The 24,210-nt window shown below is 66.9% G+C and carries 23 protein-coding genes; 13 read left to right on the forward strand and 10 right to left on the reverse strand.

What is annotated here, in order from left to right; all coding sequences use genetic code 11:
• Positions 1-52 precede the first annotated feature (52 nt).
• Positions 53-850, forward strand: coding sequence for a methyltransferase domain-containing protein (locus E4634_RS06905; protein ID WP_135442179.1), 798 nt, complete (start codon positions 53-55; stop codon positions 848-850).
• On the opposite strand, the gene E4634_RS06910 is transcribed toward E4634_RS06905, so the two are convergent.
• Positions 847-2,034, reverse strand: coding sequence for an amino acid aminotransferase (locus E4634_RS06910; RefSeq protein ID WP_135442181.1), 1,188 nt, complete (start codon positions 2,032-2,034; stop codon positions 847-849). The genes E4634_RS06905 and E4634_RS06910 overlap by 4 nt on opposite strands.
• 14 nt (positions 2,035-2,048) lie before the next feature.
• Complete coding sequence (gene pepD / locus E4634_RS06915; protein ID WP_135442183.1) at positions 2,049-3,491, reverse strand: beta-Ala-His dipeptidase; 1,443 nt, start codon at positions 3,489-3,491, stop codon at positions 2,049-2,051.
• A 272-nt stretch (positions 3,492-3,763) separates the two neighbouring features.
• Here pepD and E4634_RS06920 point away from each other — a divergent pair, with 272 nt between their 5' ends.
• The 7 genes from E4634_RS06920 to E4634_RS06950 all read left to right on the forward strand — a co-directional run bounded on the left by E4634_RS06920 (position 3,764) and on the right by E4634_RS06950 (position 9,329).
• Positions 3,764-3,949: a hypothetical protein gene (locus tag E4634_RS06920; RefSeq protein WP_135442185.1), complete on the forward strand. Its 186-nt coding sequence runs from the start codon at positions 3,764-3,766 to the stop codon at positions 3,947-3,949.
• 153 nt (positions 3,950-4,102) lie between these two features.
• Positions 4,103-4,834 carry a carboxy-S-adenosyl-L-methionine synthase CmoA gene (gene cmoA / locus E4634_RS06925; RefSeq protein ID WP_135442187.1) on the forward strand — a complete coding sequence of 244 codons (732 nt, stop codon included), beginning with the start codon at positions 4,103-4,105 and terminating at the stop codon, positions 4,832-4,834.
• On the forward strand, positions 4,831-5,811 hold the full coding sequence (gene cmoB, locus E4634_RS06930; protein ID WP_434783499.1) for a tRNA 5-methoxyuridine(34)/uridine 5-oxyacetic acid(34) synthase CmoB: 981 nt from the start codon (positions 4,831-4,833) through the stop codon (positions 5,809-5,811). The genes cmoA and cmoB overlap by 4 nt, the downstream gene beginning before the upstream one ends.
• A gap of 171 nt (positions 5,812-5,982) precedes the next feature.
• Positions 5,983-7,578, forward strand: coding sequence for a glutamate--cysteine ligase (gene gshA / locus E4634_RS06935; protein WP_167854805.1), 1,596 nt, complete (start codon positions 5,983-5,985; stop codon positions 7,576-7,578).
• Positions 7,575-8,159 (forward strand): acyl carrier protein phosphodiesterase, encoded by a 585-nt coding sequence (locus E4634_RS06940; RefSeq protein ID WP_135442189.1) that lies wholly within the window; start codon positions 7,575-7,577, stop codon positions 8,157-8,159. The genes gshA and E4634_RS06940 overlap by 4 nt, the downstream gene beginning before the upstream one ends.
• Before the next feature lie 191 nt (positions 8,160-8,350).
• Positions 8,351-8,860 (forward strand): disulfide bond formation protein B, encoded by a 510-nt coding sequence (locus tag E4634_RS06945; protein WP_135442191.1) that lies wholly within the window; start codon positions 8,351-8,353, stop codon positions 8,858-8,860.
• 1 nt (position 8,861) lies between these two features.
• The gene (locus tag E4634_RS06950) at positions 8,862-9,329 is read left to right on the forward strand and encodes an Rsd/AlgQ family anti-sigma factor (RefSeq protein ID WP_135442193.1); all 468 of its coding nucleotides are present in this window, start codon (positions 8,862-8,864) and stop codon (positions 9,327-9,329) included.
• An 18-nt stretch (positions 9,330-9,347) separates the two neighbouring features.
• Here E4634_RS06950 and bamJ read toward each other — a convergent pair whose 3' ends face one another.
• Positions 9,348-10,121, reverse strand: a complete 774-nt coding sequence (gene bamJ, locus E4634_RS06955) for a BamJ family beta-barrel-assembly machinery protein (protein WP_135442195.1) — start codon at positions 10,119-10,121, stop codon at positions 9,348-9,350.
• A gap of 259 nt (positions 10,122-10,380) precedes the next feature.
• On the opposite strand from bamJ, the gene E4634_RS06960 reads away from it, so the two are divergent.
• Positions 10,381-12,288, forward strand: coding sequence for an ABC-F family ATP-binding cassette domain-containing protein (locus E4634_RS06960; protein ID WP_135442197.1), 1,908 nt, complete (start codon positions 10,381-10,383; stop codon positions 12,286-12,288).
• 43 nt (positions 12,289-12,331) lie between these two features.
• Here the strand turns inward: E4634_RS06960 and E4634_RS06965 are convergent, their stop codons facing one another.
• The gene (locus E4634_RS06965) at positions 12,332-12,592 is read right to left on the reverse strand and encodes a GIY-YIG nuclease family protein (RefSeq protein ID WP_135442199.1); all 261 of its coding nucleotides are present in this window, start codon (positions 12,590-12,592) and stop codon (positions 12,332-12,334) included.
• Between the two features lie 126 nt (positions 12,593-12,718).
• Here E4634_RS06965 and trxA point away from each other — a divergent pair, with 126 nt between their 5' ends.
• The 3 genes from trxA to ubiD all read left to right on the forward strand — a co-directional run bounded on the left by trxA (position 12,719) and on the right by ubiD (position 16,402).
• Entirely contained in the window at positions 12,719-13,045 is a 327-nt protein-coding gene (trxA, locus tag E4634_RS06970; RefSeq protein ID WP_135442201.1) for a thioredoxin TrxA, read from the forward strand.
• 272 nt (positions 13,046-13,317) lie between these two features.
• Positions 13,318-14,586, forward strand: a complete 1,269-nt coding sequence (rho, locus tag E4634_RS06975; protein ID WP_135442203.1) for a transcription termination factor Rho — start codon at positions 13,318-13,320, stop codon at positions 14,584-14,586.
• A gap of 316 nt (positions 14,587-14,902) precedes the next feature.
• Entirely contained in the window at positions 14,903-16,402 is a 1,500-nt protein-coding gene (gene ubiD / locus E4634_RS06980; protein ID WP_135442205.1) for a 4-hydroxy-3-polyprenylbenzoate decarboxylase, read from the forward strand.
• Between the two features lie 24 nt (positions 16,403-16,426).
• Here the strand turns inward: ubiD and E4634_RS06985 are convergent, their stop codons facing one another.
• From E4634_RS06985 to E4634_RS07010, 6 genes are all read right to left on the reverse strand, one after another.
• Complete coding sequence (locus E4634_RS06985) at positions 16,427-17,689, reverse strand: heme biosynthesis HemY N-terminal domain-containing protein (protein ID WP_135442207.1); 1,263 nt, start codon at positions 17,687-17,689, stop codon at positions 16,427-16,429.
• 3 nt (positions 17,690-17,692) lie between these two features.
• Positions 17,693-18,940: a uroporphyrinogen-III C-methyltransferase gene (locus E4634_RS06990; RefSeq protein WP_135442209.1), complete on the reverse strand. Its 1,248-nt coding sequence runs from the start codon at positions 18,938-18,940 to the stop codon at positions 17,693-17,695.
• A gap of 3 nt (positions 18,941-18,943) precedes the next feature.
• Entirely contained in the window at positions 18,944-19,708 is a 765-nt protein-coding gene (locus tag E4634_RS06995; protein ID WP_240725112.1) for a uroporphyrinogen-III synthase, read from the reverse strand.
• Positions 19,701-20,633 carry a hydroxymethylbilane synthase gene (hemC, locus tag E4634_RS07000; RefSeq protein ID WP_135442211.1) on the reverse strand — a complete coding sequence of 311 codons (933 nt, stop codon included), beginning with the start codon at positions 20,631-20,633 and terminating at the stop codon, positions 19,701-19,703. Before hemC ends, E4634_RS06995 begins: the two co-directional genes overlap by 8 nt.
• Positions 20,634-20,815: 182 nt before the next feature.
• Complete coding sequence (locus tag E4634_RS07005; protein WP_135442213.1) at positions 20,816-21,565, reverse strand: LytR/AlgR family response regulator transcription factor; 750 nt, start codon at positions 21,563-21,565, stop codon at positions 20,816-20,818.
• Entirely contained in the window at positions 21,562-22,524 is a 963-nt protein-coding gene (locus tag E4634_RS07010; protein WP_167854806.1) for a sensor histidine kinase, read from the reverse strand. The genes E4634_RS07005 and E4634_RS07010 overlap by 4 nt, the downstream gene beginning before the upstream one ends.
• Positions 22,525-22,797: 273 nt before the next feature.
• On the opposite strand from E4634_RS07010, the gene argH reads away from it, so the two are divergent.
• Positions 22,798-24,201, forward strand: a complete 1,404-nt coding sequence (argH, locus tag E4634_RS07015) for an argininosuccinate lyase (protein ID WP_135442217.1) — start codon at positions 22,798-22,800, stop codon at positions 24,199-24,201.
• Positions 24,202-24,210 lie beyond the last annotated feature (9 nt).

A 24,210-nucleotide genomic window follows, 5' to 3' on the forward strand; every position in this document is an offset into this window, starting at 1 on the left:
CTGGTCTAGACTGCTAGCCTCTACTGGAAAGGGATCCCAGCGAGGCCCCGCCATGACCGAGCCCGATCACAGCGCCGACATCGCCGGTGCCCGCGCCTACGAGGCCCTGCACGTCCCCGCCCTGTTCGCCCAGTGGAGTCCCTTGATACTTGCAGCAACCCAGGTCACCCCGGGCCAGCACGTGCTGGATGTCGCCTGCGGCACCGGTGTACTCGCCCGCTGCGCCGCCGGCTGCGTCGGACAGGAGGGCATCGTCGCCGGGGTCGACCCCGGTATCGGTATGCTCGCGGTGGCGCGGGACCTCGCGCCGCAGATCGACTGGCGCGAGGGTAGCGCGGAGTCCCTGCCCTTCGACGACGCCAGCTTCGACGTGGTCGCCAGCCAGTTCGGCTTGATGTTTTTCCGGGACCGGGAACGCGCCCTGCGCGAGATGCGGCGGGTGCTGCGCCCGGGCGGCAGGCTGGCAGTCGCCGTCTGGGACCAGCTCGACAGTGCCCCCGCCTTCGCCCACACCGTGGCACTGCTGGACGAAATGGCCGGTCGCGCGGCGGGGGACGCCCTGCGCGCCCCGTTCTGCCTCGGTGACATCGACATGTTACGCGAGCTGTTCGCTGCGGCGGGCATGCCCGGCGTCGAGGTCCAGCCCCACCCCGGCAGTGCCTGCTACCCGGATATCCGCAGCTTCATGACGGCGGAACTGCACGGCTGGCTGCCGCTCATGGGTGTGGTCCTGGAGGACGCGCTGGCCCAGGCGATGATCGAGCGCGCCGAGCAGGATCTTGCGGACTACCGCGACGACGAGGGCCGCATGGTATCCGAGGTGTCGGCGCTACTGGTGACGGCGCCCTAGAGGACCGCCGCCACCGCCTTTGCCAGGTACTCCACGTTCGAGGCGTTCACCCCCGCCACGTTGATGCGCGAGGAATCGAGCATGTACACGCTGTGCTCGCGGCGCAGGCGCAGGGTCTGTTCCGGACTCAGGCCGAGGAAGGAGAACATGCCCTTCTCGCGCTCGACGAAACCGAAGTCGCGGTCGGTGGCGGCTTCCAGTTGGGCGCGCAGGGTCGCGCGCAGCCCGTTAATGCGCCCGCACATGCCGGCCAGCTCCGCGCGCCACAGGGCGCCCAGTTCGGCATTGGCCAGGATCCGCCCGGCGATGATCGCACCGTGGGCCGGAGGCATGCTGTAGCAGCGCCGCGCCGCGGCGAGGCCGTGTCCCAGCGCGTTGGCGGCGTGTTCCGGCGCCTGGCTGACAAACAGCGTGATGCCGGTGCGCTCGCGGTACAGGCCCATGTTCTTCGACGAGGAAGCGGCGACAATCACCTCGGGCAGGCGCTCGGCGAGCAGGCGCAGGCCCGCGGCATCCGCGTCCAGGCCGTCGCCCAGGCCCTGGTAGGCGATGTCGATGAAGGGCGTGAAGCCCTGGCGCTCGGCCAGGGTCGCGACCGCCTCCCACTGTGCCGGGCTGAGGTCGGCACCGCAGGGGTTATGGCAGCAGCCGTGCAGCAGCACCACGTCGCCGCGGCGCGCCTGGGCGAGGTCTTCCATCATCGCGTCGAAATCGACACTGTGCGTATCCGGACGATAGTAGCGATAGCTGGCGAACTCCAGGCCCACGCTGCCCAGCAGCGGGATATGCACCGGCCAGGTCGGGTCGCTGACCCACACCCGCGCCTGCGGCGAAGCGGCGCGCAACACCTCGGCGCCGATGCGCAGCGCGCCGCAGCCACCGGGGGTCTGGATACTACTGACGCGGGCGTCGGCCAACGCAGAATGCCCGGCACCCAGCAACAAATCGCGCATGCCCGCGTTGAAGTCGGCGTCCCCCGCCGGCGGCATGTACACCTTGGTCTGTTCCTGCGCCACCAGCTCGTCCTGCGCGCGGCGCACGGCGTCGAACACCGGGCACAGGCCGTCCTCGTCCATATACACGCCCAGGGTCAGGTCCACCTTGTCCGGGTTGGTATCCGCGCGCGCCTCGCCGGCGAGGCCCAGCACCGGGTCCTGGGGCAGGGTCTGCAGGGTTTCCAGCATAGTGAGTTCCTCGCTCAGATATCGTTCAGCAACGCAGTGAGAAAGCGCCAGAAGGGGGCGACGGTCTCGATGCACAGGCGCTCGGTGGGCGAATGGGCGCCGCGGATGGTCGGCCCGAAAGAGAGAATATCCAGGTCCGGCTTCTTGCCCTTGAGAATGCCGCACTCGAGACCGGCGTGGATCGCCTTGACCGCCGGGCGCTCGCCGAACAGCTTTGCGTGCAGGGCGGCGGCGCGCTCGAGCAGGGCGCTGTCGAAATCCGGTTTCCAGCCCGGATAGCCCGGGTCCTCGGTCATCGCCAGGCCGAAGCTGCGGCCCAGCGCCTGCAGGGTATGCAGTAGCGGGACGGCCTGGCCGGCGTCGAAGAAGCGGTAGCTCGTCTCCACATACAGTTCGCCGTCGCGCAGCGTGCAGCGCGCCAGGTTGACGCTGAGGTCGACCAGTTCGGCGGGCAGCGCGAGATTGTAGGCCTGCGCGCCGTGCGGTGTGGCCGCGACCAGGTCGAGCAGGCGACGGCTGTCGGTTGCGCTGATGACGGCCTCTAGCGTCGCCGGCGAGAGCTCCAGGCTCAGTTGCGCATCCGCCGCCGGCAGATAGGCTAGCCAGGACTCGCGCAGGCCGTCCAGGCGCGCGGCCAGCGCCTCGCCGGCCGCGGCGTCACAAGCGAAGCGCACGGCGCCCTCGCGCGGGATAACGTTGTGCGCGAGGCCCGCGTCCCATGCCGCCAGCTGCAGCCCGGACACGTCGGCGAGGGCCTCGCCGAGCAGCTTGATCGCATTGCCCAGTTGTTCATGGATCTGGATGCCCGAGTGCCCGCCGCAGAGCCCGCCGATGCGCAGCTCGAAACCGCGCAGGGCCGGGTCCGGTGCCGCGACGGCAAACTCGCCGCGGTATTCCATGCCGGCGCCGCCAGCACAGCCCACATACAGCTCGTGCCAGTCCTCGGTATCCAGGTTGAGCATGAGCTCGCCGCTGAGCATGCCGGCGTCGAGATTCAGCGCGCCGCCCAGGCCGGTCTCCTCGTCCACCGTGAACAGCAGTTCCAGCGGCGGGTGCTCGACCCCGGCGTCCGTCATCAACGCCAGTGCGGCGCTGCAACCCACGCCGTTGTCCGCGCCCAGGGTCGTTTGCGTGGCGCTGACCCAGCCATCGGCCACCTGCAGGACCAGCGGATCGCGCTCGAAATTGTGGGCGCTGGCGGCGGACTTCACGGTAACCATGTCGAGATGGTTCTGGATTACTACGGTGGGCCGGGACTCGCGGCCGGCGCTCGCCGGCACGTAGACGACCACATTGCCAATGGCATCCACGCGGTGTTCACAGCCACTCGCGACGGCCTGCTCGATCACGTAGTCGCGCACCGCCTGTTCGAGACCGGAGGGGCGCGGGATCTGCGTGAAGCGGTAGAAGTGTTCCCAGAGGTGGGCGGGGTCGGTGGGATAGCTCGCGGGTTTCATCGGTGATTCTCTGCAGTGTCTGCGCTGGCGCGGCTTTTTTGCGGCTCTCTCTCGCGATTCTCTCGCGACTCTCTCGTGGCGCTGTCGCAGTCGCGGCGGCGCGGCTCTGTCGCGGCCCCGGCGCTCGGCTGGCGCCCGGGTTGGCGCCGCAGCGCGGCCATTATAGCCTCGCGGGTGATTTTTCACATAAATCGGCCGTATTTTTTACCTCCAAAAGTGCACAGCAAATCCTAAACTCGGGCTGTGTTTCCAAACCTGCCAGCGAGCCACTCATGAAGCGCCTGGACCAGAGCAAGACCAGCCTCGTGGAATTCCTTTCCAGCATCCGGTTTAACCGTCGCAACAAGCGCGACACCCAAGCGTCGAGCGGCGAACAATTCGCCCGGTTCGACCAGCAGGTGCGCCCCGCGCGCCTGCGCAGCCTCGAAGACCAACTGCTGGTACGCAGCGCCAACTGAGTCCCTTTGGCGCGCGCACATGCGCGCCTGTGATCGCAGCGCGCGCCTTCACGCGGTCTGCGTGCAACCTGCGCGCGCCCTGCGTGGGGCAGCCAGCGTGCTAGAATTGCCGGCCCGACGTACTCCATGGGCCGCAGGGTCCGGCATACCAGCATGAGCGAAACGCGCGACACCATTTACGCAGACCCGCTGCGGGCCACCGGCCTGTTCGCCTTCGACGCGAAAGTGGCGGAGGTCTTTCCGGACATGATCCAGCGCTCGGTGCCCGGCTACGCCACCATCGTGGCGATGACCGGCCTGCTAGCCCAACGCTACGCAAGCGCGGGTTCGCGGCTGTACGACCTGGGCTGTTCCCTCGGCGCCTCCACCCTGGCCATGCGCGCCAACCTCGAAAGTAGCGATTGTCGCATTGTCGGCGTGGACAACTCGTCCGCCATGCTCGCGCGCGCGCGGCAGATCATCGATGCCGACGACAACACCACGCCGGTAGACCTGCTGTGCGCCGATCTCGCCGACGTGGCGATCGAGGACGCCTCGGTGGTGGTGCTGAACTTCACCCTGCAGTTCGTGCCGCCGGCGCAGCGCGATGCGGTCATCGCGCGTATCTGTGACGGGCTGCGCCCGGGCGGCATCATGGTGCTGTCGGAGAAGGTCATTTTCGAGGACGCGCATCTGGATGCACTGAACATCGACCTGCACCACGAATTCAAACGCGCCAACGGCTACAGCGACCTGGAGATCGCACAAAAGCGCGCGGCACTGGAAAACGTGCTGGTACCCGAGAGCCTGGCCCGCCACCGCCAGCGCATCAGCGACGCGGGCTTTTCCGCCTGCGACGTCTGGTTCCAGTGCTTCAACTTCGCCTCGCTGATCGCGCTCAAGTGATCGACTACCAACCACTACTCGAGCGCTGGCGCGAGGGCGACCTGGCGCGCTGGGCGGAAGTCCTGCCGGCACAGTTGGAGGCGGGCCTGTCCGCCGCCCGCCACGGTGACCTGCCGCGCTGGCTGACGGTGCTCGACGCACTGCCGGATATCGAAGTCAGCACCATTCATCTGGACCGCGCACGGGTCGGTGCGGACGCCGCGCACCCCCTGGACACCGCCGCACAGGACGCGCTGCGCAGCACACTGATGGGCCTGCACCCCTGGCGCAAGGGGCCGTTCGAGTTGTTCGGCGTACACATCGACACCGAGTGGCGTTCGGACTGGAAATGGGACCGGCTGGCCGCGGACATCGCCCCGCTGGCCGGTCGCCGCGTGCTCGACGTCGGTTGCGGCAACGGCTACCACTGCTGGCGTATGCGCGGCGCCGGTGCTGCCGAGGTCATCGGCATCGATCCCACGCCGCTGTTCGCGGTGCAGTTCTGGGCCCTGCAGAAATACCTGCAACAGCCGCAGGTGTGGCTGCTGCCGGTGGGCGTGGAGCAGGTGCCGGAAAAACTGCAGGCCTTCGACACGGTGTTTTCCATGGGCGTGCTCTACCACCGTCGCTCGCCACTGGACCACCTGCTGGCCCTGCGCGACTGCCTGCGTCCCGGCGGCGAACTGGTGCTGGAGACACTGGTGATCGAGGGCGGACCCGGCGCGACACTGGTGCCCGAGGGCCGCTACGCGCGCATGGGCAACGTCTGGTTCCTGCCCAGTTGCCCCACCCTGCTCGGCTGGCTGGCAAAGCTCGGGTTCACCGATGCCAAAGTGGTGGCCGAGGCCGCGACCACCACCGACGAGCAGCGCGCCACGCCGTGGATGACTTTCCACTCGCTGGCCAACTTCCTGCACCCGGACGACCCGAGGTTAACCGTCGAAGGTTACCCCGCGCCGCGCCGGGCGGTGATCGTCGCCAACGCGCCGGGAGGCTAGCCGGTCGGCCGGGCCGTGGATTTCCCGGCCCACTGGCCGGTGGAGGAAAAAGCACCCTGCTGTACTCACCCGGGCATGAGGGCTACACTTGGGCGCCCGTTGAATCACCGCGGAAGCCTGCCGCGCAGCGCCGTGCCACCGCTCGACCCGGAACACATTTAAGGAGCACCTTTGGCTTCCCGATTGCACACGCAACTCGCCGCCCTTTCTGTACCCGAGCAGCAACACCTGCTGCGCGGTATCCAGCGCGGCATTGAAAAAGAAAGCCTGCGAGTTGCCAAAGACGGCTGCCTGGCGCAGACCCCGCATCCGGAAGGCCTGGGTTCCGCACTTACCCACAGCTGGATTACCACCGACTATTCCGAGGCGCTGCTGGAGTTCATCACCCCGGTCAACGCGGTGATCGAGGACAGCCTGGCGCAACTCGAGGATATTCATCGCTTCGCCTACAGCCAGTTGCAGGACGAGATGCTGTGGTCCGCCTCCATGCCCTGCGTGATGGGCGTGGACAGCGAGGTGCCGGTGGCGCGCTACGGCAGTTCCAACGTGGCGCGCATGAAAACTGTATACCGCGTGGGACTCGGCCATCGCTACGGCCGCGTCATGCAGACCATCGCCGGCATCCACTACAACTTCTCCATGCCGACCGCCTATTGGGAACAGGCCTGGGCGGCGGACGGCGAACCGGGCACACTGCGCGACTATGTCAGCGAGCGCTACCTCGGACTGATCCGCAACTTCCGCCGTTTCGTCTGGCTGCCGGTATACCTGTTCGGCGTCTCCCCGGCACTGTGCGCGAGTTTCCTGCGCGGGCGCGACGGCCACGGCCTGCAACCCTTCCAGGGTCGCTCCGATACCCTGCACCTGCCCCACGCCACCTCGCTGCGCATGGGCGACCTGGGCTATAACAGTTCCGCCCAGAAGGGCCTCAAGGTCTGTTACAACTCGCTGCACAATTACGTGGAGACACTGCGCCGGGCGATCATGCAACCGCACGCGGACTACGCCGCGTTCTGCGCCGGCGATGGCGGCGACTACCAGCAACTCAACGACAGCCTGTTGCAGATCGAGAACGAGTTTTACAGCCCGATCAGGCCCAAGCGCGTGGCGCGCTCCGGCGAAACACCGCTGCACGCACTGACCGAGCGCGGCATCGAATATATCGAGGTGCGCTGCATCGACGTCAGCCCGTTCATGCCGCTGGGCATCTGCGCGCGCCAGATCCGCTTCATGGACGCGTTCCTGCTGTACTGCCTGCTGCACGACAGCCCGCCCTGCGATGACCACGAACAGACGACCATCGCCGCCAACCTCGCCGCGGTGGTCAACCGCGGCCGCGAGCCCGGGCTGCGCCTGGCCGACGCCAACGGCGAGCGTGACTTCCTGCAGTGGGCGCAGGAGGTCATGGCCGGCGTGGCGGATGTCGCCGCCGCGCTGGACGCCGCCCACACCGGCGATGAATACGCCAGCGCGGTCGCGGCCCAGCGCGCCAAGCTGGATGACCCCGAACTCACGCCCTCGGCGCGCATGTTGCGCGAGATGACCGAAAACAACGAGTCCTTCTTCGCCCTCGGCCTGCGCTACAGCCGGCAATGGGCACAGGAGATGCTCGCCGGCGGCCTGCCCGCCGACAAGGTGGCGCTCTTCGTACAGGAAGCGCAACGCTCGCTGCAGGCGCAGGCGGAAGTGGAGGCCAGCGATAAGCTGAGCTTCGAACAGTACCTGGCGGAGTTCTACGCGCAGTACGACGCCCTGCCCGGGTTTTGAACTATCTCGCCCACTTTCACCTCGCCTGGCCGGACCCCGGCCTGCTGGCCGGGGCGCTGGAGGGCGACTACCGCAAGGGCCCGTTGCGCGGCGAACTCCCCGCCCCGATAGAGCGCGGTGTGCGCCTGCACCGCGCCATCGACGCCTTTACCGACAGCCACACGACCGTTGCCAGGCTGCGCTGCGAGTTTCCCGCAGAATTGCGCCGCTACGCCGGCATCCTCATCGACATGAGCTTCGATTACTTCCTCAGCCGGCACTGGAACCGCTTCAGCGCAGAGACGCCGGAACACTTCCATCGCGGCGTGTACGCCAACCTGGAGCGGCACGCGCAACAGCTAAGTCCCGACGCCCGGCGCATGGCCCGGCGTATGGCAGAGATCGACCTGCTGGCGCGCTACCGCGACTGGGAAACCGTACCGGCCGGCGCACAACGTGTGGGCGAACGCCTGCGCCGCGGCAATCCCTTCAGCGCGGCGGCGCCGCACCTGGAACCACTGCGCGAACCGATGGAGCGCGCCTTTCTCGACTTCTACCCCGAGTTGCTGGAATTCGTGTCCGCCGCTCGCGAGAGACTGTAGCGGCCCGCCAGCGACCCTCTCAACAACCCCCTCAACAACCCTCTAAACAGCCGTCTCAACAGCCCCGCCGCGCCGCGACCGCGCACCTTTGGCGGCAGCTGCGGTCCAAGCCCCGGGCTACCCGCAGTGCATATTGAATGCGCCGGGAAAAGCCCCTAACGTATGCCCCCGGATTTCCAAGGATTCACCACATGCTGCAATCACTGTCCCCCCGCGTCGTCTTCGCCGCACTCGCCGCGCTGTGCGCGATCGCCATGGCCTTCGCCTACTTCTTCCTGCAACAGAAGCTGGGCCTGGCACCCTGCCCCCTGTGCATGACCCAGCGGGTCTTTATCGTCGGCTGTGGCGTGTTCGCCCTGCTTGCGGCAATCCACAACCCGCGCGGCTGGGGCCTGCGGGTGTACGCCCTGTTGTGCACCCTGTTCGCTGTCGTCGGCGGCGCGGTCGCCGGGCGCCATGTCTGGCTGCAGCACCTGCCGCCGGACCAGGTCCCCGCCTGCGGACCGAGCCTGGAGTACATGCTGCAGACCCTGCCGTTCAGCGAAACCCTGGAGATCGTCCTGATGGGCGATGGCAACTGTGCCGAGACCATGTGGACCTTCCTCGGCCTGAGCATTCCGGAACAGACTTTACTCGTGTTTATCGTGGCCGCCCTGATCAGCCTGTGGCAGACTTTCCGCAAATACCCCCGCGGAGGGTGATATGCCTTTTCGGAAACGCGAGGCCCGCCAGCAATACGAGGCGGTGGAGCATCTGCTGACCGGGTGGCTGCGCGAGCGCCGCTCCCTGGTCGCGAGGTATACGGAAATCGCTGTGGCGACACGCGCCTCCGGCGGCCAGCTGGACATGGACGCGCAGCAGCGCGACCTGTGTGAGGTCCTGGTGGACTACGTGTCCGCCGGACATTTCGAGGTTTACCTGGAACTGATCGAAGAGGCGGAGAGTTTCGCCGATGGCAGCGGCGCCCTGGCCAGGGAACTGATGCCGGAGATCGGCGACACCACCGAGTTCATCCTCGCCTACGAGGAAAAATACACCGCCAACGCTGCCAGCAACGCCACGCTCGAGCGCGACCTCGCCGCGCTGGGCGAGGTGCTCGAATCACGTTTTACGCTGGAAGACCGCCTGATCGGCGCTTTGCACTACAGTCACCAGCGCCAGTGCGACTGACGCTGGTGCGGGGACGGCTTACTCGCTAGCGGCGTCTTCTGCCGCCTCACCTTCTGCCTGGCTGGGGATGGAGATCAGCTCTACCTCGAACACCAGGGCGGCGTTCGGGCCGATCAGCTGGCCGGCACCGCCGGCACCATAGGCCAGTTCCGGCGGAATAAACAGCTTCCACTTGGAGCCCACCGGCATCAGCTGCAGAGCCTCGGTCCAACCGGGGATGACCTGGCCGACGCCGAAGGTCACGGTCTGGCCGCGCTGGTAGGAGGAGTCGAACTCGGTGCCGTCGACCAGGGTGCCGCGGTAGTGCACTTCCACGGTGTCGTCGGGGCCGGGCTTGTCGCCTTCACCGGCTTCCAGTACCTCGTACTGCAGGCCGCTGTCGGTGACCACGACGCCTTCGCGCGCCTTGTTTTCTTCGAGGAATGCCGCGGACGCCGCCAGGTTCGTGCTCGCCGCCTGGTCGTGGGCCGCCTGCTGCTCGGCCATCATGCGCTCCTGGTAGGCCTGCAGTTCGGCGCTGATTTCCTCCTGGGTCATCTTGCCTGCATCGCCGCCAAAACCGTCGGTGAAGCCGGCGACGAAGGCGTCGACATCGACGTTCATGTCGTCCTGGTTCATGCGCTGGCCGAGGTTGAAGGCGATACCGTAGCTCAGGCGCTGCTCGGCGGTTTCCAGGGCAAGCGGCGCGGCCGCTGTGGTTTGCTGCGCGGGCTGGCTGTCGCCGGCCTGCTGGTTACAGGCCTGCAGGCCAACCAGGCCGACAAGGGCGAACGGCAGTACGAACTTCTTCATATAGCAGATCCATTATTGATGAGATTGCGGGCGCGCAGTCACGCCCCTAACTTGCGTCCACGACCGGCATTCACAACCCGGCGCGGCCGGGTGATTCCCGGGCGCGGGTGCCAGGCGCTGATACGTGGAGTCGGCGGTGACCGCAGCGGGTGCCCAGTGTACTACCGGCTTGTGACCGATTCCACCCCGCCACCAAGAGGCCGAAGGCTGCACCAGGCGCTGGTTCTGACCGCGGCCGACGCGTAAAATTCGCCGCCTCATGATCATACTTCGCGACATCGAACTGCGCCGCGGCAGCAAGCTCCTGCTGCAGGACGCCGAGCTCACCATCCAGCCCGGACAGCGCATCGCCCTGATCGGCGCCAATGGCTCCGGCAAGTCCAGCCTGCTGGCCCTGCTGCTGGGCGAACTGGCACCGGACCACGGCGAACTGGAAGGCCTCGACGCCCTGCGTATCGCCCACATGGCCCAGGAGGTGGAGACCGCCGACCTGCCCGCGGCGGAATACGTGTGGCGCGGCGATGGCGAACTGGCCCAGCTGATGGACCGACTGGCGGAACTGGAAGCCGCCGGCGACTTCGAGGCTGCCGCCGCGATCCACTCGCGCCTCGAAGCCGTCGACGGCTACAGCGCAGCGCGCCGCGCCGAGCGCCTGCTACAGGGGCTGGGGTTCGCCGAGGATGCCGGCGGCCGCGGCGTGCGCGAGTTCTCCGGCGGCTGGCGCATCCGCCTGAACCTGGCGCGGGCGCTGATGGCACCGTCGGAACTGCTACTGCTAGACGAGCCCACCAACCACCTCGACCTCGACGCCACCATCTGGCTGCAGCAGTGGCTGCAGCAATACCCTGGCACCTTGCTGATCATCTCCCACGACCGCGACTTCATCGACGCCACCTGCGAGCGCATCGTGCATGTGGAGGGCCGGCAACTGGTCAGTTACAAGGGCAACTACAGCCAGTTCGAGCGCCAGCGCGCCGAGCGCCTGGCCAACCAGCAGGCAGCCTACGAGAAACAACAGCGGCGCATGCAGGAAATCGACAGCTTCGTGCGCCGCTTCCGCGCCAAGGCGAGCAAGGCGAAACAGGCACAGAGCCGGCTCAAGGAACTCGAGCGCATGCAGGCCATCGCCCCCGCCCACCTCGATTCGCCTTTCGATTTCCGTATTCCAGCGCCGGACAAATCCAGCGACCCGCTGCTGCGCCTGGACGAGGCGAGCCTGGGCTACGCCGGCACGGCGGTGCTACAGGGGGTCGACCTGCAACTGCGCCCGGGCAGCCGCTACGGCCTGCTCGGGCGCAACGGCGCGGGCAAGTCCACGCTGCTGAAATCCCTGGTCGGGCAGCTGCCATTGGTCGCCGGCAGCCGCACCCCGGGCGAACACTGCCACATCGGCTACTTCGACCAGCAGCAGATGGAGGCGCTGGACCTCGGCGCCAGCCCCGCGCTGCACCTGCAGCGCCTGCGGCCACAGGCGCGCGACCAGGAGGTGCTGAACTTCCTCGGCGGCTTCGACTTCCGCGGCGACGTCGCGACCTCCGCAGTCGCACCGCTGTCCGGTGGCGAGAAGGCGCGTCTGGCCCTGGCCATGGTCGCCTGGCAGCGACCCAACCTGCTGGTGCTGGACGAACCCACCAACCACCTCGACCTGGAAATGCGCCACGCCATGGAGCTGGCCCTGCAGGACTACGAGGGCGCCGTCATCCTGGTCAGCCACGACCGCCACCTGCTGCGCAACTGCGTGGATGAACTGCTGCTGGTTCACGACGGCGTGGTCGAGAGCTACGCGCAGGACCTCGCCGCCTACGAGCGCTGGCTCGCCGGCGGCACGCGGCCGGCCACCGAAACGGCGGAAACCGTCAGCGCCGCGCCGGAACCGGAGCTGTCTGCCCGCGAGCGCCGTCAGCAGGCCGCCGCCCAGCGCGAGCGCCTGAAGCCCCTGCAAAAGAAAATCTCGGCGCTGGAAAAGGCCATGGCCGACAGCGAGCGCGAGCTGGGTGATTTACAGGCGCAACTCGCCGACCCGGCGCTGTACACCGACGAGCGGCGCGATGATCTCGCCCCGCTGCTGCGCCGCGAGGGCGAGGTCAAGCAGGCCCTGGCCCAGAGCGAGGAGGCGTGGCTGGAGTTGGAGTCCGCGCTGGAGGAGTTGCAGTCGCTGGAAGAGTGAGCGCGCCGCGCTCAGCCACCGACCAGCGCCGGCAAATGCCGGCCTAGCCGCCGACAAGCGCCAGTTTGGCCGGCCGCGGCAGGCGCTTGATGCGCGCCTCGCGCTGTTGTGCCGCGGCGCGGTCCGACGCCGTCTCCTGCCACAGCAGGCGCACCGGCCGGCGCCCGCGGGTGTAACGCGGCCCGCCGGCGAGTTCGCCGTTGTGCTGGCGCAGGCGCCGGGCGAGGTCGCGGGCAATCCCGGTGTACAGGGTGCCATCCGCGCACTGCAGGATGTAGACGAACCAATCGGCGTGTGAAGGCATATCCAGCTCTTCGGTTATAGCGCTATGCTGAAAAACTCTAGCGCGCAACTTGTACGCACTCAAGCCGGTGGTATCATTCCCCTTCGTTCCCAGCGGCTCCCGCCGCAACCTGTTTGGAGACCAACAATGTCAGAGAAAATTGTGCACGTCAGCGACGCGACGTTCGACACTGAAGTCCTCAGCGCGGACGTCCCCGTCCTCGTGGATTTCTGGGCGGAGTGGTGCGGCCCCTGCAAGATGATCGCCCCGGTGCTCGACGAAATCGCCGAGGAATACGACGGCAAGCTGAAAGTCGTGAAAGTCGACGTGGACGCCAACCCGGAGATCCCGCCGAAGTTCGGCATCCGCGGCATTCCCACGCTGATCCTGTTCAAGGGCGGCAGCGCCGAGGCCACCAAGGTGGGCGCCCTGTCCAAGTCACAGCTGTCCGAGTTCATCAAGGAAGTCGTCTGACCTTCCCCGCGACGCGCGGTTGGCCCGGCCTGCGAAAACACTCGCAACGGGAACTCCCAACCGCGCCGCCACCGCCCTGAAAAACCTGAAATTTCCGGTAGACGACCACTGCGGGGCGTGCTAAATTCTCGACAGTTGCACACCCCTGTGCACCGATAATAACTCTGTCTTTCAATTACACAGCACCATTCTGACAGCCCGCTGGCGCCCGCGTGCCGCGCGTGCTGATTACATCCCCGCAAGTTCAACTCACACCGTTTGACTATCTATCTATGAACCTTACCGACCTGAAAACCAAATCCACCCAGGAACTGATCGACATCGCGAAGGAAATGGGGCTGGAGAACATGGCCCGCTCGCGAAAGCAGGACATCATCTTCGCCATTCTCAAGCGCCATGCGAAAGGCGGTGAGGACATTTATGGCGACGGCGTGCTCGAGATCCTGCAGGACGGCTTTGGTTTCCTGCGCAGCGCGGACAGCTCCTACCTGGCGGGCCCGGACGACATCTACGTCTCCCCCAGCCAGATCCGCCGCTTCAACCTGCGCACCGGCGACACCATCTCCGGCAAGATCCGCCCGCCGAAAGACAGCGAGCGCTACTTCGCGCTGCTCAAGGTCGGCGAGGTCAACTTCAACCGCCCGGAAAACTCGAAGAGCAAGATCCTGTTCGAGAACCTGACGCCGCTGTTCCCCAACGAGCGCCTGACCCTGGAAAAGGGCAACGGCAGCTCCGAAGACCTCACCGGCCGCATCATCGACCTGGTCGCCCCGATCGGCAAGGGCCAGCGCGGCCTGCTGGTCGCCCCGCCCAAGGCGGGCAAGACGATCATGATGCAGAACATCGCCCAGGCGATCATCACCAACAACCCCGAGTGCTATGTCATCGTCCTGCTGATCGACGAGCGCCCGGAGGAAGTGACCGAAATGCAGCGCTCGGTCGGCGTGCGCGGCGCGGAAGTCGTCGCCTCCACCTTCGACGAACCGCCCTCGCGCCACGTGCAGGTGGCGGACATGGTCATCGAGAAGGCCAAGCGCCTGGTCGAACACAAGAAGGACGTCGTGATCCTGCTCGACTCCATCACCCGCCTGGCCCGCGCCTATAACACGGTCATCCCCTCCTCCGGCAAGGTACTGACCGGTGGTGTCGATGCCCACGCCCTGGAGCGCCCGAAGCGTTTCTTCGGCGCCGCGCGGAACATCGAGGAAGGCGGCAGCCTGTCGATCATCGCCACGGCCCTGATCAACACGGGCTCGAAGATGGACGAGGTGATCTACGAGGAATTCAAGGGCACGGGTAACATGGAACTGCACCTGGATCGCAAGGTGGCGGAAAAACGCGTTTACCCGGCGATCAACATCCGCTCTTCCGGTACCCGTCGGGAGGAACTGCTCACGGGTGAGGAGGAACTGCAGCGCATGTGGATCCTGCGCAAGCTGCTGCACGGCATGGAGGACCTGCCGGCGATTGAGTTCCTGATCGACAAGCTCAAGGACACGAAGACCAACGACGAGTTCTTCATGTCGATGCGGCGGAAGTAACGTCACCCCCCTCCTACGGGCGTGAGCGATTCTCGTTTCACGCCCCCGTTCACTTAACCACACGAATTTCCCCGAGTCGGCTAAGGCTCTTCTCTCCTCGTCAATCTTCTTTCCGAATGCTCGATGGCTCCCGGCTACCGTCGTGGCAGCGAAGCTCCCCATGCCGGGGGCCGCAAAAGCGCCTTCCATGGCAGCTCGGCCTCGGCCATCCATGGCCTCGGACGCCCCCGACACGGGGAGCTTCACTGCCACAACTCCATTGCGCATATTCCCGGCTGACGGTAGTGTCTCGTCATCGTAAGACGGGTTGGTTTGCATGAAGTATAAAGATCTCAGGGAATTTATTGCTGCGCTGGAAGCGCGCGGCGAGTTGGTGCGCGTGAAGGCGGAGGTCGATCCTAATCTCGAGATGACGGAGATTGCGGACCGCACGCTGCGCGCCGGCGGCCCCGCCCTGCTGTTTGAAAACCCCAAGGGACATTCGGTGCCGGTGCTGGCGAACCTGTTCGGTACGGAGCAGCGGGTGGCGCTGGGCATGGGTGCGGAGAGTATGGATGCGCTGGGTGAGATCGGCGAGTTGCTGGCCTACCTGCGCCAGCCGGATCCGCCCAAGGGGGTGCGCGACCTGGTGGACAAGGCGCCGGTGTTGAAACAGGTGCTGAACATGGCGCCGAAGGTGGTGCGCAACCCGCCCTGCCAGTATCACGCCCGCGAGGGTGATGGCGTCGATCTGTACCAGTTGCCGATCCAGACCTGCTGGCCGGGGGATGCTGGGCCGCTGGTGACCTGGCCGCTGGTGATTACCCGCGGGCCGGAGAAAGAGCGGCAGAATCTCGGCATTTACCGCATGCAGTTGATCGGGCGCAACAAGCTGATCATGCGCTGGTTGTCGCACCGCGGCGGCGCGCTGGATTATCGCGACTGGCAGCAGCGCCATCCGGGCGAACCCTACCCGGTGGCGGTGGCGCTGGGGGCGGACCCGGCGACCACGCTGGGTGCGGTAACGCCGGTGCCGGACACGCTGTCGGAGTACGCATTTGCGGGTCTGCTGCGCGGGGAGAAGACGGAGGTGGCGGAGTGCTTTACCGAGCGCTGTCGCGCGCATGGTCTGCAGGTGCCGGCGAGTTCCGAGTTTATTCTCGAGGGTTACCTGGCGCCGGGGGAGATGGCGGACGAGGGTCCGTTCGGGGACCACACGGGTTACTACAACGAGGTGGAGCGCTTCCCGGTATTCACGGTGGAAGCGATCACCCACCGCGAGGACCCGATCTACCACAGCACCTACACCGGCCGGCCGCCGGATGAGCCGGCGATTCTCGGTGTGGCGTTGAACGAGGTAGTGGTGCCGCTACTGAAAAAGCAGTTCCCGGAAATTGTCGATTTCTACCTGCCGCCGGAGGGCTGTTCCTACCGCCTGGCGGTGGTCACCATGCGCAAGGAATACCCGGGCCACGCCAAGCGCGTCATGCTAGGGGTGTGGTCGTTCCTGCGCCAGTTCATGTACACCAAGTTCGTCATCGTCACCGATGAGGACGTCAACGCGCGGGACTGGAAAGACGTTATCTGGGCGATGACCACGCGCATGGACCCGCGCCGCGACTGCGTGTTCATCGACCACACGCCGATCGACTACCTGGATTTCGCCTCGCCGGTGTCGGGCCTGGGCTCGAAGCTGGGCATGGACGCCACGCACAAGTGGCCCGGTGAAACCGACCGCGAGTGGGGACGCCCGATTGTCATGGACGAGGCGGTGAAGAACCGCGTCGACCAGATGTGGGAGGAGTTGGGGATCCCGGACCCGGGCGAGCAGCGCTAGGTTCGGCCGGGACCAGGACTGCGGCTAGGACGAGTTGGCCAGGCGCTTGGCCACGGACGGGTTGGCATGCTCCGGCATGGGCAGCGCGGGCAGGTCGCCCTGCTGCGCCTGCAGGCCCTCGCGGTAGTAGGCACCGGCGACCCGCGGCTCACCCAGGGCGAGCAGCAGGCGACCGAGTTCGGCGCAAACCTCGGGCGTGCGCTCGATGGCGTAAGTCTGCTCAAAATACTCACGCGCCTTGCCCCAGAGCTTTTCCCGTGCGGCGAGGCGGCCCAGGCACAACATCAACTGCGGGTCGTCGCTGTGCTGCGGCAACCAGCTTTCCGCCTTGGCCAGTTGCCGGGCGTTGTTGTCGGTCAGCACGTAGCCGTACTGGCGTACCAGGCCTGAATCCCAGTGCTGCTTGAGCATGCGTCGCACGACCTTGTCTGCGGCGCTGTGGTAGCCCTCGCCGATCAGCAGGTCGACATAATCGTGCACCAACGAAGCGTCCTGCTTGAGCGCAGCGGGCACCTGCTCCCAGGCCAGACGCAGGGGTTCGCCGGTGTGTTCGCTGTCCGCCACGGCCCCGGCGCGCAGCAGGCCGCTGTAGACCTCGCGCTCCAGGGTTTGCAGTTCGTCCGCGGGCATGACCTTGTGCTTTTTCAGTTCGGGCAGCAGCTGTGCCAGTGCCGGCCAGTCGCCGAGGCCGACGTAGGCCTGGCGCAGCAGGTCCAGCGCCTGCGGGAGGCGGCGCACGTTGCGCCGCGCCTGCTCCAGGGTCGCCAGCGCCTGGCGGTATTCGCCTGAACGCAGTTGCAGCTCGGCGGTGGTGAGTTCCACTGCGGTGCGCGCCTCGGAATCAGTCTCGCCGGCGGCGCCGAGGTATTCGCGCACCTTGTCGGCCTCACCCAACTGGTGGCTGGCGCGCGCCGCCACCAGGTAGTTGAGCAGCGGCGCCTCGCTGGCCTTGGCGCCGCTGATCAACTGGCGCCGGGCGCGATCCCAGTTGCCCTCGGTGTAGCTGATCAGGCCACGGGTGGTCAGGCGCGAGGAGGCGCGGTTGCGGCGCCCCTCTACCCAACTGACCAGCGAATTCTGTCCGCCGAGCAGACGCCGCAACAGGCGCACTACCGCGTAGACGGCGAAGCACAGCAGGGCCAGTACCACCAGCCCCACCCAGAGGCTGGTCTCCACGGTATAGGCGCCGTAGGCGATAAGGACGTAGCCGGGATCGCTCTCGATCACGGCGACGATGCCCACCCCCGCGAGCAGGGCGAGAATAATGATGACGAACAACCTGCGCATGGCTTACTCCGCGCCTCCCTGCGGGTTGCGACGGATCGCGGCATCCAGGGCGCGCAGCGAGCGCGAGATGTCCGGCATGTCCACCTGCACGGTGAGTGCTGCCAGCGCCTGCAATTCGGTATCCATGGCCTGTGCGGCGGCGGCATCGGTGTCGGCGAACTGCGCCACCCAGTGCCGGGCCCGCCCCAGGCTGGCCTCGTACAGCTCCTGGTTGCCGGACAGCAGCGCGACCTGGGACTGCTCCAGCAGCATGCGCAGGTTCTGCCGCACCAGGCCCTCCCACTGCGGGTCCATCAGCGCCTGCATGGGCACGTCGCGGCGACGGATCACAATGTAGTCGGAGAGTTTCTGCAGGGCCTGCTCGTAGCCCCGGCGCAGGCGCACTTTCCAATCCTGGGCCGGTTCGTCGCTGTCACTGCGCGGCGCCACCTCGGGCATCTCGAAAATACGCAGCTTGCCGGCCTGCTCGATAAGCGCGGACAGGCGTAGGTAGACGCCCTCGACATCCACCCGCGGCAGCGCGTTGAGGTCGGCGATCTCGGCAGCCACCGCGGCGCGCACCTCGTGCAGGCCCGGGTCGTCCAGTTCGGCGAGAATGCCATCGGCGCTGTGCAGCAGGGCGAGCGCGGATTGCGGGTCGCGCGCCATCAGCACGCGCTGGTTGGCCAGCCGCAGAAGGTACTGGGCCTCGGCGCGGAGCCAGCTGTTTTCATCAGTTGCGCTGATACTGTCGAGGAGTTGGGCCTGGCTTTCGATACGCCGCGACAGGGCGTCCAGCTTGCCGGCCTGGGTGGCGCGCTCGCCGTCGGCGCTGCGCCGCGCCGCGGCGATGGCGTCGCGCAGGCGGGACTCGGTCTCGGCCAGTTCGGTGTTGCCGCCACCGGCGTCGGCCTCCAGTTGCGCCACGCGCTCGGAGAGCTGGCTTTCACGCTGCAGCGCCTGCTGCAACGACCAGCCCAGGGCACCCGCCACCAGGAGCACCAGTACCAGGGCCAGCCAACCGGGAAGGGAACTGCCGCTCTTGCCGCCGTCTTTGCCGCCGCCATTCCCACCCACGTTGCTACCGGACATCGCCGCTGCGGGCTGTGCGGCGGCAGAACTGGCGGTGGCCGCGGCGCTTACTGCGGGCTCCGGCGCCGCCGCAGATGCCGGCGGCGGCTCGCTGGCCACACTGGAATCCCCTGCCCCTGTTGCTTCAGGTTCGGTCAGGTCGCCGTCTTGCACCTGCCCGTTATTGTCTTTCTCACTCACTTCTCAGTCTCCGGCTCGCCACTGTTGCAACGCCTGCAGCATCGCGGTGTCGGAGGCGTTGTTCGCGGTGATCACGCTGCGAAACCCCGCCTCTTGCGCCTGTGCCGCCACACGCGGCGAAGGCACGACCAGGGCAATATCCCTAAACTTAGTTGTTTCTTTCGCGCTAAGCAACGTCAGCAGGTTCTCGAGGCCCTCGCCGCTGCTGATCAAAATTGCAGCAACCGGACCCCGTGCCAGGCGCCCGGCCAGGGCGCCCGCCGGCAGTTGCGGACAGGTGCGGCGGTAGCAGGCCAGTTCGTCCACTGTCGCGCCGCGCTCGCGCAGCGCCGAGGCCAGCGTCTGGCGGCCGCCCTCGCCCTTGACGATCAGGACTTTTTCGCCCGCAACCTGCGCCAGTTCCGGGCGCGCGAGCAGGCCCTCGCTGTGCATCGCATCTCCCGGCGTCACCACAGCGAGGCCGCGTTCGGCCAACAGCGCGGCGGTGGCGTCGCCGATCGCGTACCAGGCGATACCCACCGGCAGTTGCGGCCAGTAATCGTCGATACATTCCAGGCCGAAGCGCACGGCGTTGGTGCTGATAAAGATCACATGCTGGTAGAGATCGAGGTTGAGCACGCAGCGTCGCGCGTCTGCGGAAAGCTCCGGCAGCGCCTGCAGGTCCAGCAAGGGCTGGTGGTCCACGCTGAATTGCGCACCGCGCAGTGCGTCCATCAGGGCGTCCGCCTGGCCCGCGGGACGCGTCACCAGCACCCGGGGGTCAGTCACCGCGCAGGACGGCCAGGATCTCGTCCGCCCCCTGGGCCAGCAGTTGCTCGGCCACCTGCACGCCGATCGCCTGCGCGTCCGCCGCAGCGCCCTCCACCTCTGCGCGCAGGATTTCGCCGCCGTCGGTACGGCCGACCAGGCCGCGCAGGCGCAGACGTCCGGCATCCAGCAGCTCGGCGTAACAGGCGATGGGCACCTCGCAGCTGCCCTGCAAGCGCAGGTTCATGGCACGCTCGGCGCTGACGCGCGTCGCGGTCGGCGCGTGGTGCAGCGGTTGTAACAGCTCCAGCGTGGCGCTGTCGTCGACGCGCAGTTCGATACCCACCGCGCCCTGCCCGCCCGCCGGCAGCGACTGCTCCGGTGTGAGCCGCGCGGCAATACGCGACCGGAAGCCCAGCCGCAACAGTCCGGCGCTGGCCAGGATGATGGCGTCGAATTCACCCTCGTCGAGCTTGCGCAGCCGGGTATTGACGTTGCCGCGCAGGAACTTCACCTGCAGGTCCGGGCGCCGCTCGCGCAACTGGCACTCTCGGCGCAGGCTGGAGGTGCCGACCACCGCGCCGGCGGGCAGCGCGTCGAAGCTGTCATAGTGGTTGCTGACGAAGGCGTCGGTGGGGTCCTCGCGCTCGCAGATCACGCCGAGGCAGAGCCCCTCGGGAAACTCCATGGGCACGTCTTTCATCGAGTGCACGGCGATATCGGCGCTGCCGTCGAGCAACGCGGTCTCCAGTTCCTTGACGAACAGCCCCTTGCCGCCGACCTTGGCGAGCGGCACGTCGAGCAGCTTGTCGCCGCGCGAGGTCATCCCCAGCAGTTCCACTTCGAGCCCGGGATGGGCGCGCTGCAGGGCATCGCGCACGTACTCCGCCTGCCACAGGGCCAGCGGGCTCTCCCGGGTTGCGATGACCAGTGGACGCTCGCGCATGCTTGTTCCTTAAGGGTGTCAGTGGGGAAGGGGCGCCATCATACCACTGCGAGCCGCACGCTTCAGTGCTGTTATGGGCGCCCGAGGCTGCGCCGTTACAGGCGCCCGATGCCGCGCTGTTGTGGGCGCCCGAAGCCGCGCTGTTGTGGGCGCCCGAAGCCGCGCCGTTGCGGGTGCCCGAATCAGCGCTGTGCCAGGCGCTGTTTTACCGCCGGCAGCAGGCGACGGCTCACCGCTGGCGTCACCGCTACATCCGCCAGCACCGCCTGCCACTGGCCGTCGTCGGTTTTCTCCAGGCGTTGTACATAGCGCAGCGCCACCAGCGCGTTGCGATGCACGCGCACGAAGCTTTCGGCGAACTCTTCCTCGAGGTCCTTGAGTGTGTCCGGCAGCAACAGTTCCCGCTGCGGCGAGATTGCCGAGACATACTTCTGGCCGGCAATGAAACAGCGGATGTTCTCCACCGGCTCCGATTCGAAGCCTCGGTGCGTGGTGCTGCTGACCGCGGTGCGCCCCGCCTCCGGGTTCGCCGCTTCGGCCTCGCCGTTGTCGCGCAGGCTCGCCAGTTGCAGGCGATTGACTCGCGATGCGCCGGCCAGGGCCTGCTCCAGCGCCGCCTCGCGCACCGGCTTGAGCAGATAGGCGACGGCCTGGTGCTGCAGGGCCTGCAGCGCGTACTCGTCGTAGGCGGTACAGAACACCACTGCCGGCGGGGCCGGGCGCTGGGCCGCAAGCGCCGCCACCTCGATGCCGTCCACCTCGGGCATGCGGATATCCAGCAGCAGCAGGTCCGGTTCGTTGGCGTCCAGCATCGCCAGCGCCTCGCGGCCACCGCCGGCCTGCAACAGTTCATCGTCGGGGCACAGCCGCGACAACAGACGCAGCAGGCGCTCGCGGGCCAGCGGTTCGTCGTCGACTACCAGGATCTTCACAGGCGCTGCCCCGGCTCATAGGCCAGCTCGACGCGGAAGAATCCCGGCCCGGGATGCACGCTGAGCCCGGCATCGCCGCCATAGATCGCCTGCAGCCGCTGGGCCACGTTATCCAGGCCGATGCGATGGCCACTGGCACTGGCCCCGCCGCCCGGCACCGGGTTCTCCACCACCGCGCACACGCGCTCGCCCTCGCGGCGCACGGCGACCAGGATGCGCCCACCGGCGGGAATCTGCGCCACGCCATGGTAGACGGCATTCTCTACCAGGGGCTGCAGCACCAGGCTTGGCATGGGTGCAGCGCCGACGCCTTCTTCGACTTGCCACTCGACCTCCAGGCGCTCGCCCAGGCGCAACTGCTCGATGCCCAGGTAGAGTTCGCACATGCGCAACTCGTCGGCCACGCTGGTATCCGCTTCGCTCTCCTTGAGGCTGGCGCGAAACAGTTCCGCGAGGTCCTCCACCGCCTGCTCCGCTGCCTCCGGTCGCGAGACGATCAGGCTGGCAATACTGTTGAGCGTATTGAACAGGAAGTGCGGGCGGATGCGCGCACGCAGCGAGTCCAGCCGCGCACGGGATTCGAGTTGTTCACGCAGGCGCAACTGCTGCTGCAGGTAGAAGTAGCGCAACACGATACCGGCGAGCACCCCCGACACCAGCAGGTTGCGCAGCAGCCACATCCAGCGGCCGTCGGTGGCGAACAGCCAGGGAAACAGCTCCAGCGACAGCAGCCCGACCCCGGTAGTCACCAGCGCCACAACGGCAAAACTCGCGGCACTGGCCAGCGGCAGGCTGAGCCGATTGAGATAGCTGCGCGACGCACACAGGAACAGCGCGCTGACCAGCACGACCCACTGCACCAGCAGCGAACTGAAGGCGAGCAGGTTCCAGTCGAACTGCAGCAGCGAGCTGTGGGCCAGGGTAAAAACCAGGACCATCAGTTCGCTGAGCAGGACCATCAAGAGGACCGGGCGAGGCCCGCAAAGATCCGGAATGAAATAGTCGCCCGTGGGCTGCCTCGCCCCTTGTTGTTGTTCGATACGCGCAGGCTGCATGTACTCGGTTCCCCACCGACATAGCTGGTATACTTGCATCCCTTTCCGGTCCGGACAAGCCAAAACAGGTGTTTCCGCGACCCGGCCCAGCAGACCACAGGACGTCTCACACGAGAGTTCTCACCGGGAATTTCCCACCTGGGACTTTGCACAGAGGACTTTTAACAGGACAAACGCATGAGCAAGCAAGAGCAAACCAGCAAACTCTGGGGCGGACGGTTCGCCGAGGCGACCGACAGCTTCGTGCAGCGCTTTACCGCCTCGGTGAGCTTCGACCAGCGCATGGCGCTGGAAGACATTCGCGGCTCGCTGGCTCACGCCGGCATGCTCGCCGCAGTGGGTGTGCTCAGCGCGAAAGAACTGCAACAGATCCAGCAGGGCCTGGCGCAGATCGAGGGCGAGATCGCCGACGGCAGCTTCACCTGGTCGGTGGAACTCGAAGACGTGCACATGAACATCGAGGCGCGGCTCACCGAACTCATCGGCATTACCGGTAAAAAGCTGCACACCGGGCGTTCGCGCAACGACCAGGTCGCCACGGACATCCGCCTGTACCTGCGCGGCGCCTGCGACGCCATCGCCGCCGAGCTCACCCGCTTGCAGACCGGCGTGGTCGGCCTGGCCGCAGCCCACAGCGAGACCGTGATGCCCGGCTTCACCCACCTGCAGACGGCACAGCCGGTCGCCTTCGGTCACCACCTGCTGGCCTGGAACGAAATGCTGGAACGCGACTACAGCCGGCTGCTGGACTGCCGTGCGCGCATGAACCGCTCGCCACTGGGAGCCGCCGCCCTGGCCGGCACCACCTACCCCATCGACCGCGCCCACACTGCCAGCGCGCTGGGCTTCGACGCGCCGACCGAGAATTCACTGGACTCGGTGTCCGATCGCGACTTCGCCATCGAGTTCTGCGCATTTGCCGCACTGCTCATGACGCACCTGTCGCGCATGTCCGAAGAACTGGTGATCTGGACCTCGGCGCAGTTCAACTTTGTCGAGCTGCCGGATCGTTTCTGTACCGGTTCATCGATCATGCCGCAGAAGAAAAACCCGGACGTGCCCGAGCTGGTGCGCGGCAAGGTGGGCAGGGTCAACGGCCACCTGGTATCGCTGCTGACGCTGATGAAAAGCCAGCCGCTGGCCTACAACAAGGACAACCAGGAAGACAAGGAACCCCTGTTCGACACCGTGGACACGGTACTCGACAGCCTGCGCGCCTTCGCCGACATGGTGCCGGCGATCCGCCCGCGCATCGAGGTCATGCGCGAGGCGGCCCGGCGCGGCTTCTCCACCGCCACCGACCTGGCCGATTACCTGGTGCGCAAGGGTTTGCCGTTCCGCGATGCCCACGAAGTGGTCGGCAAAGCGGTGGCTCACGGTGTGGAGAGCGGCAAGGACCTGGCCGAGATGGACCTCGCAACCCTGCGCGGCTTCCACCCGGACATCGGCGAGGACGTCTACGAAGTGCTTACGCTGGAGGGCTCAATCGCCGCCCGCGACCACCTCGGCGGCACCGCGCCGCGCCAGGTAGTGGCCGCTGCCGAGCGCGCGGCGCAGCGACTGGCGGCGCGCGCGCACTAGCGCCGCGCT

It is taken from the genome of Mangrovimicrobium sediminis (genome assembly GCF_004745945.1).
Lineage (GTDB): Bacteria > Pseudomonadota > Gammaproteobacteria > Pseudomonadales > Halieaceae > Mangrovimicrobium > Mangrovimicrobium sediminis.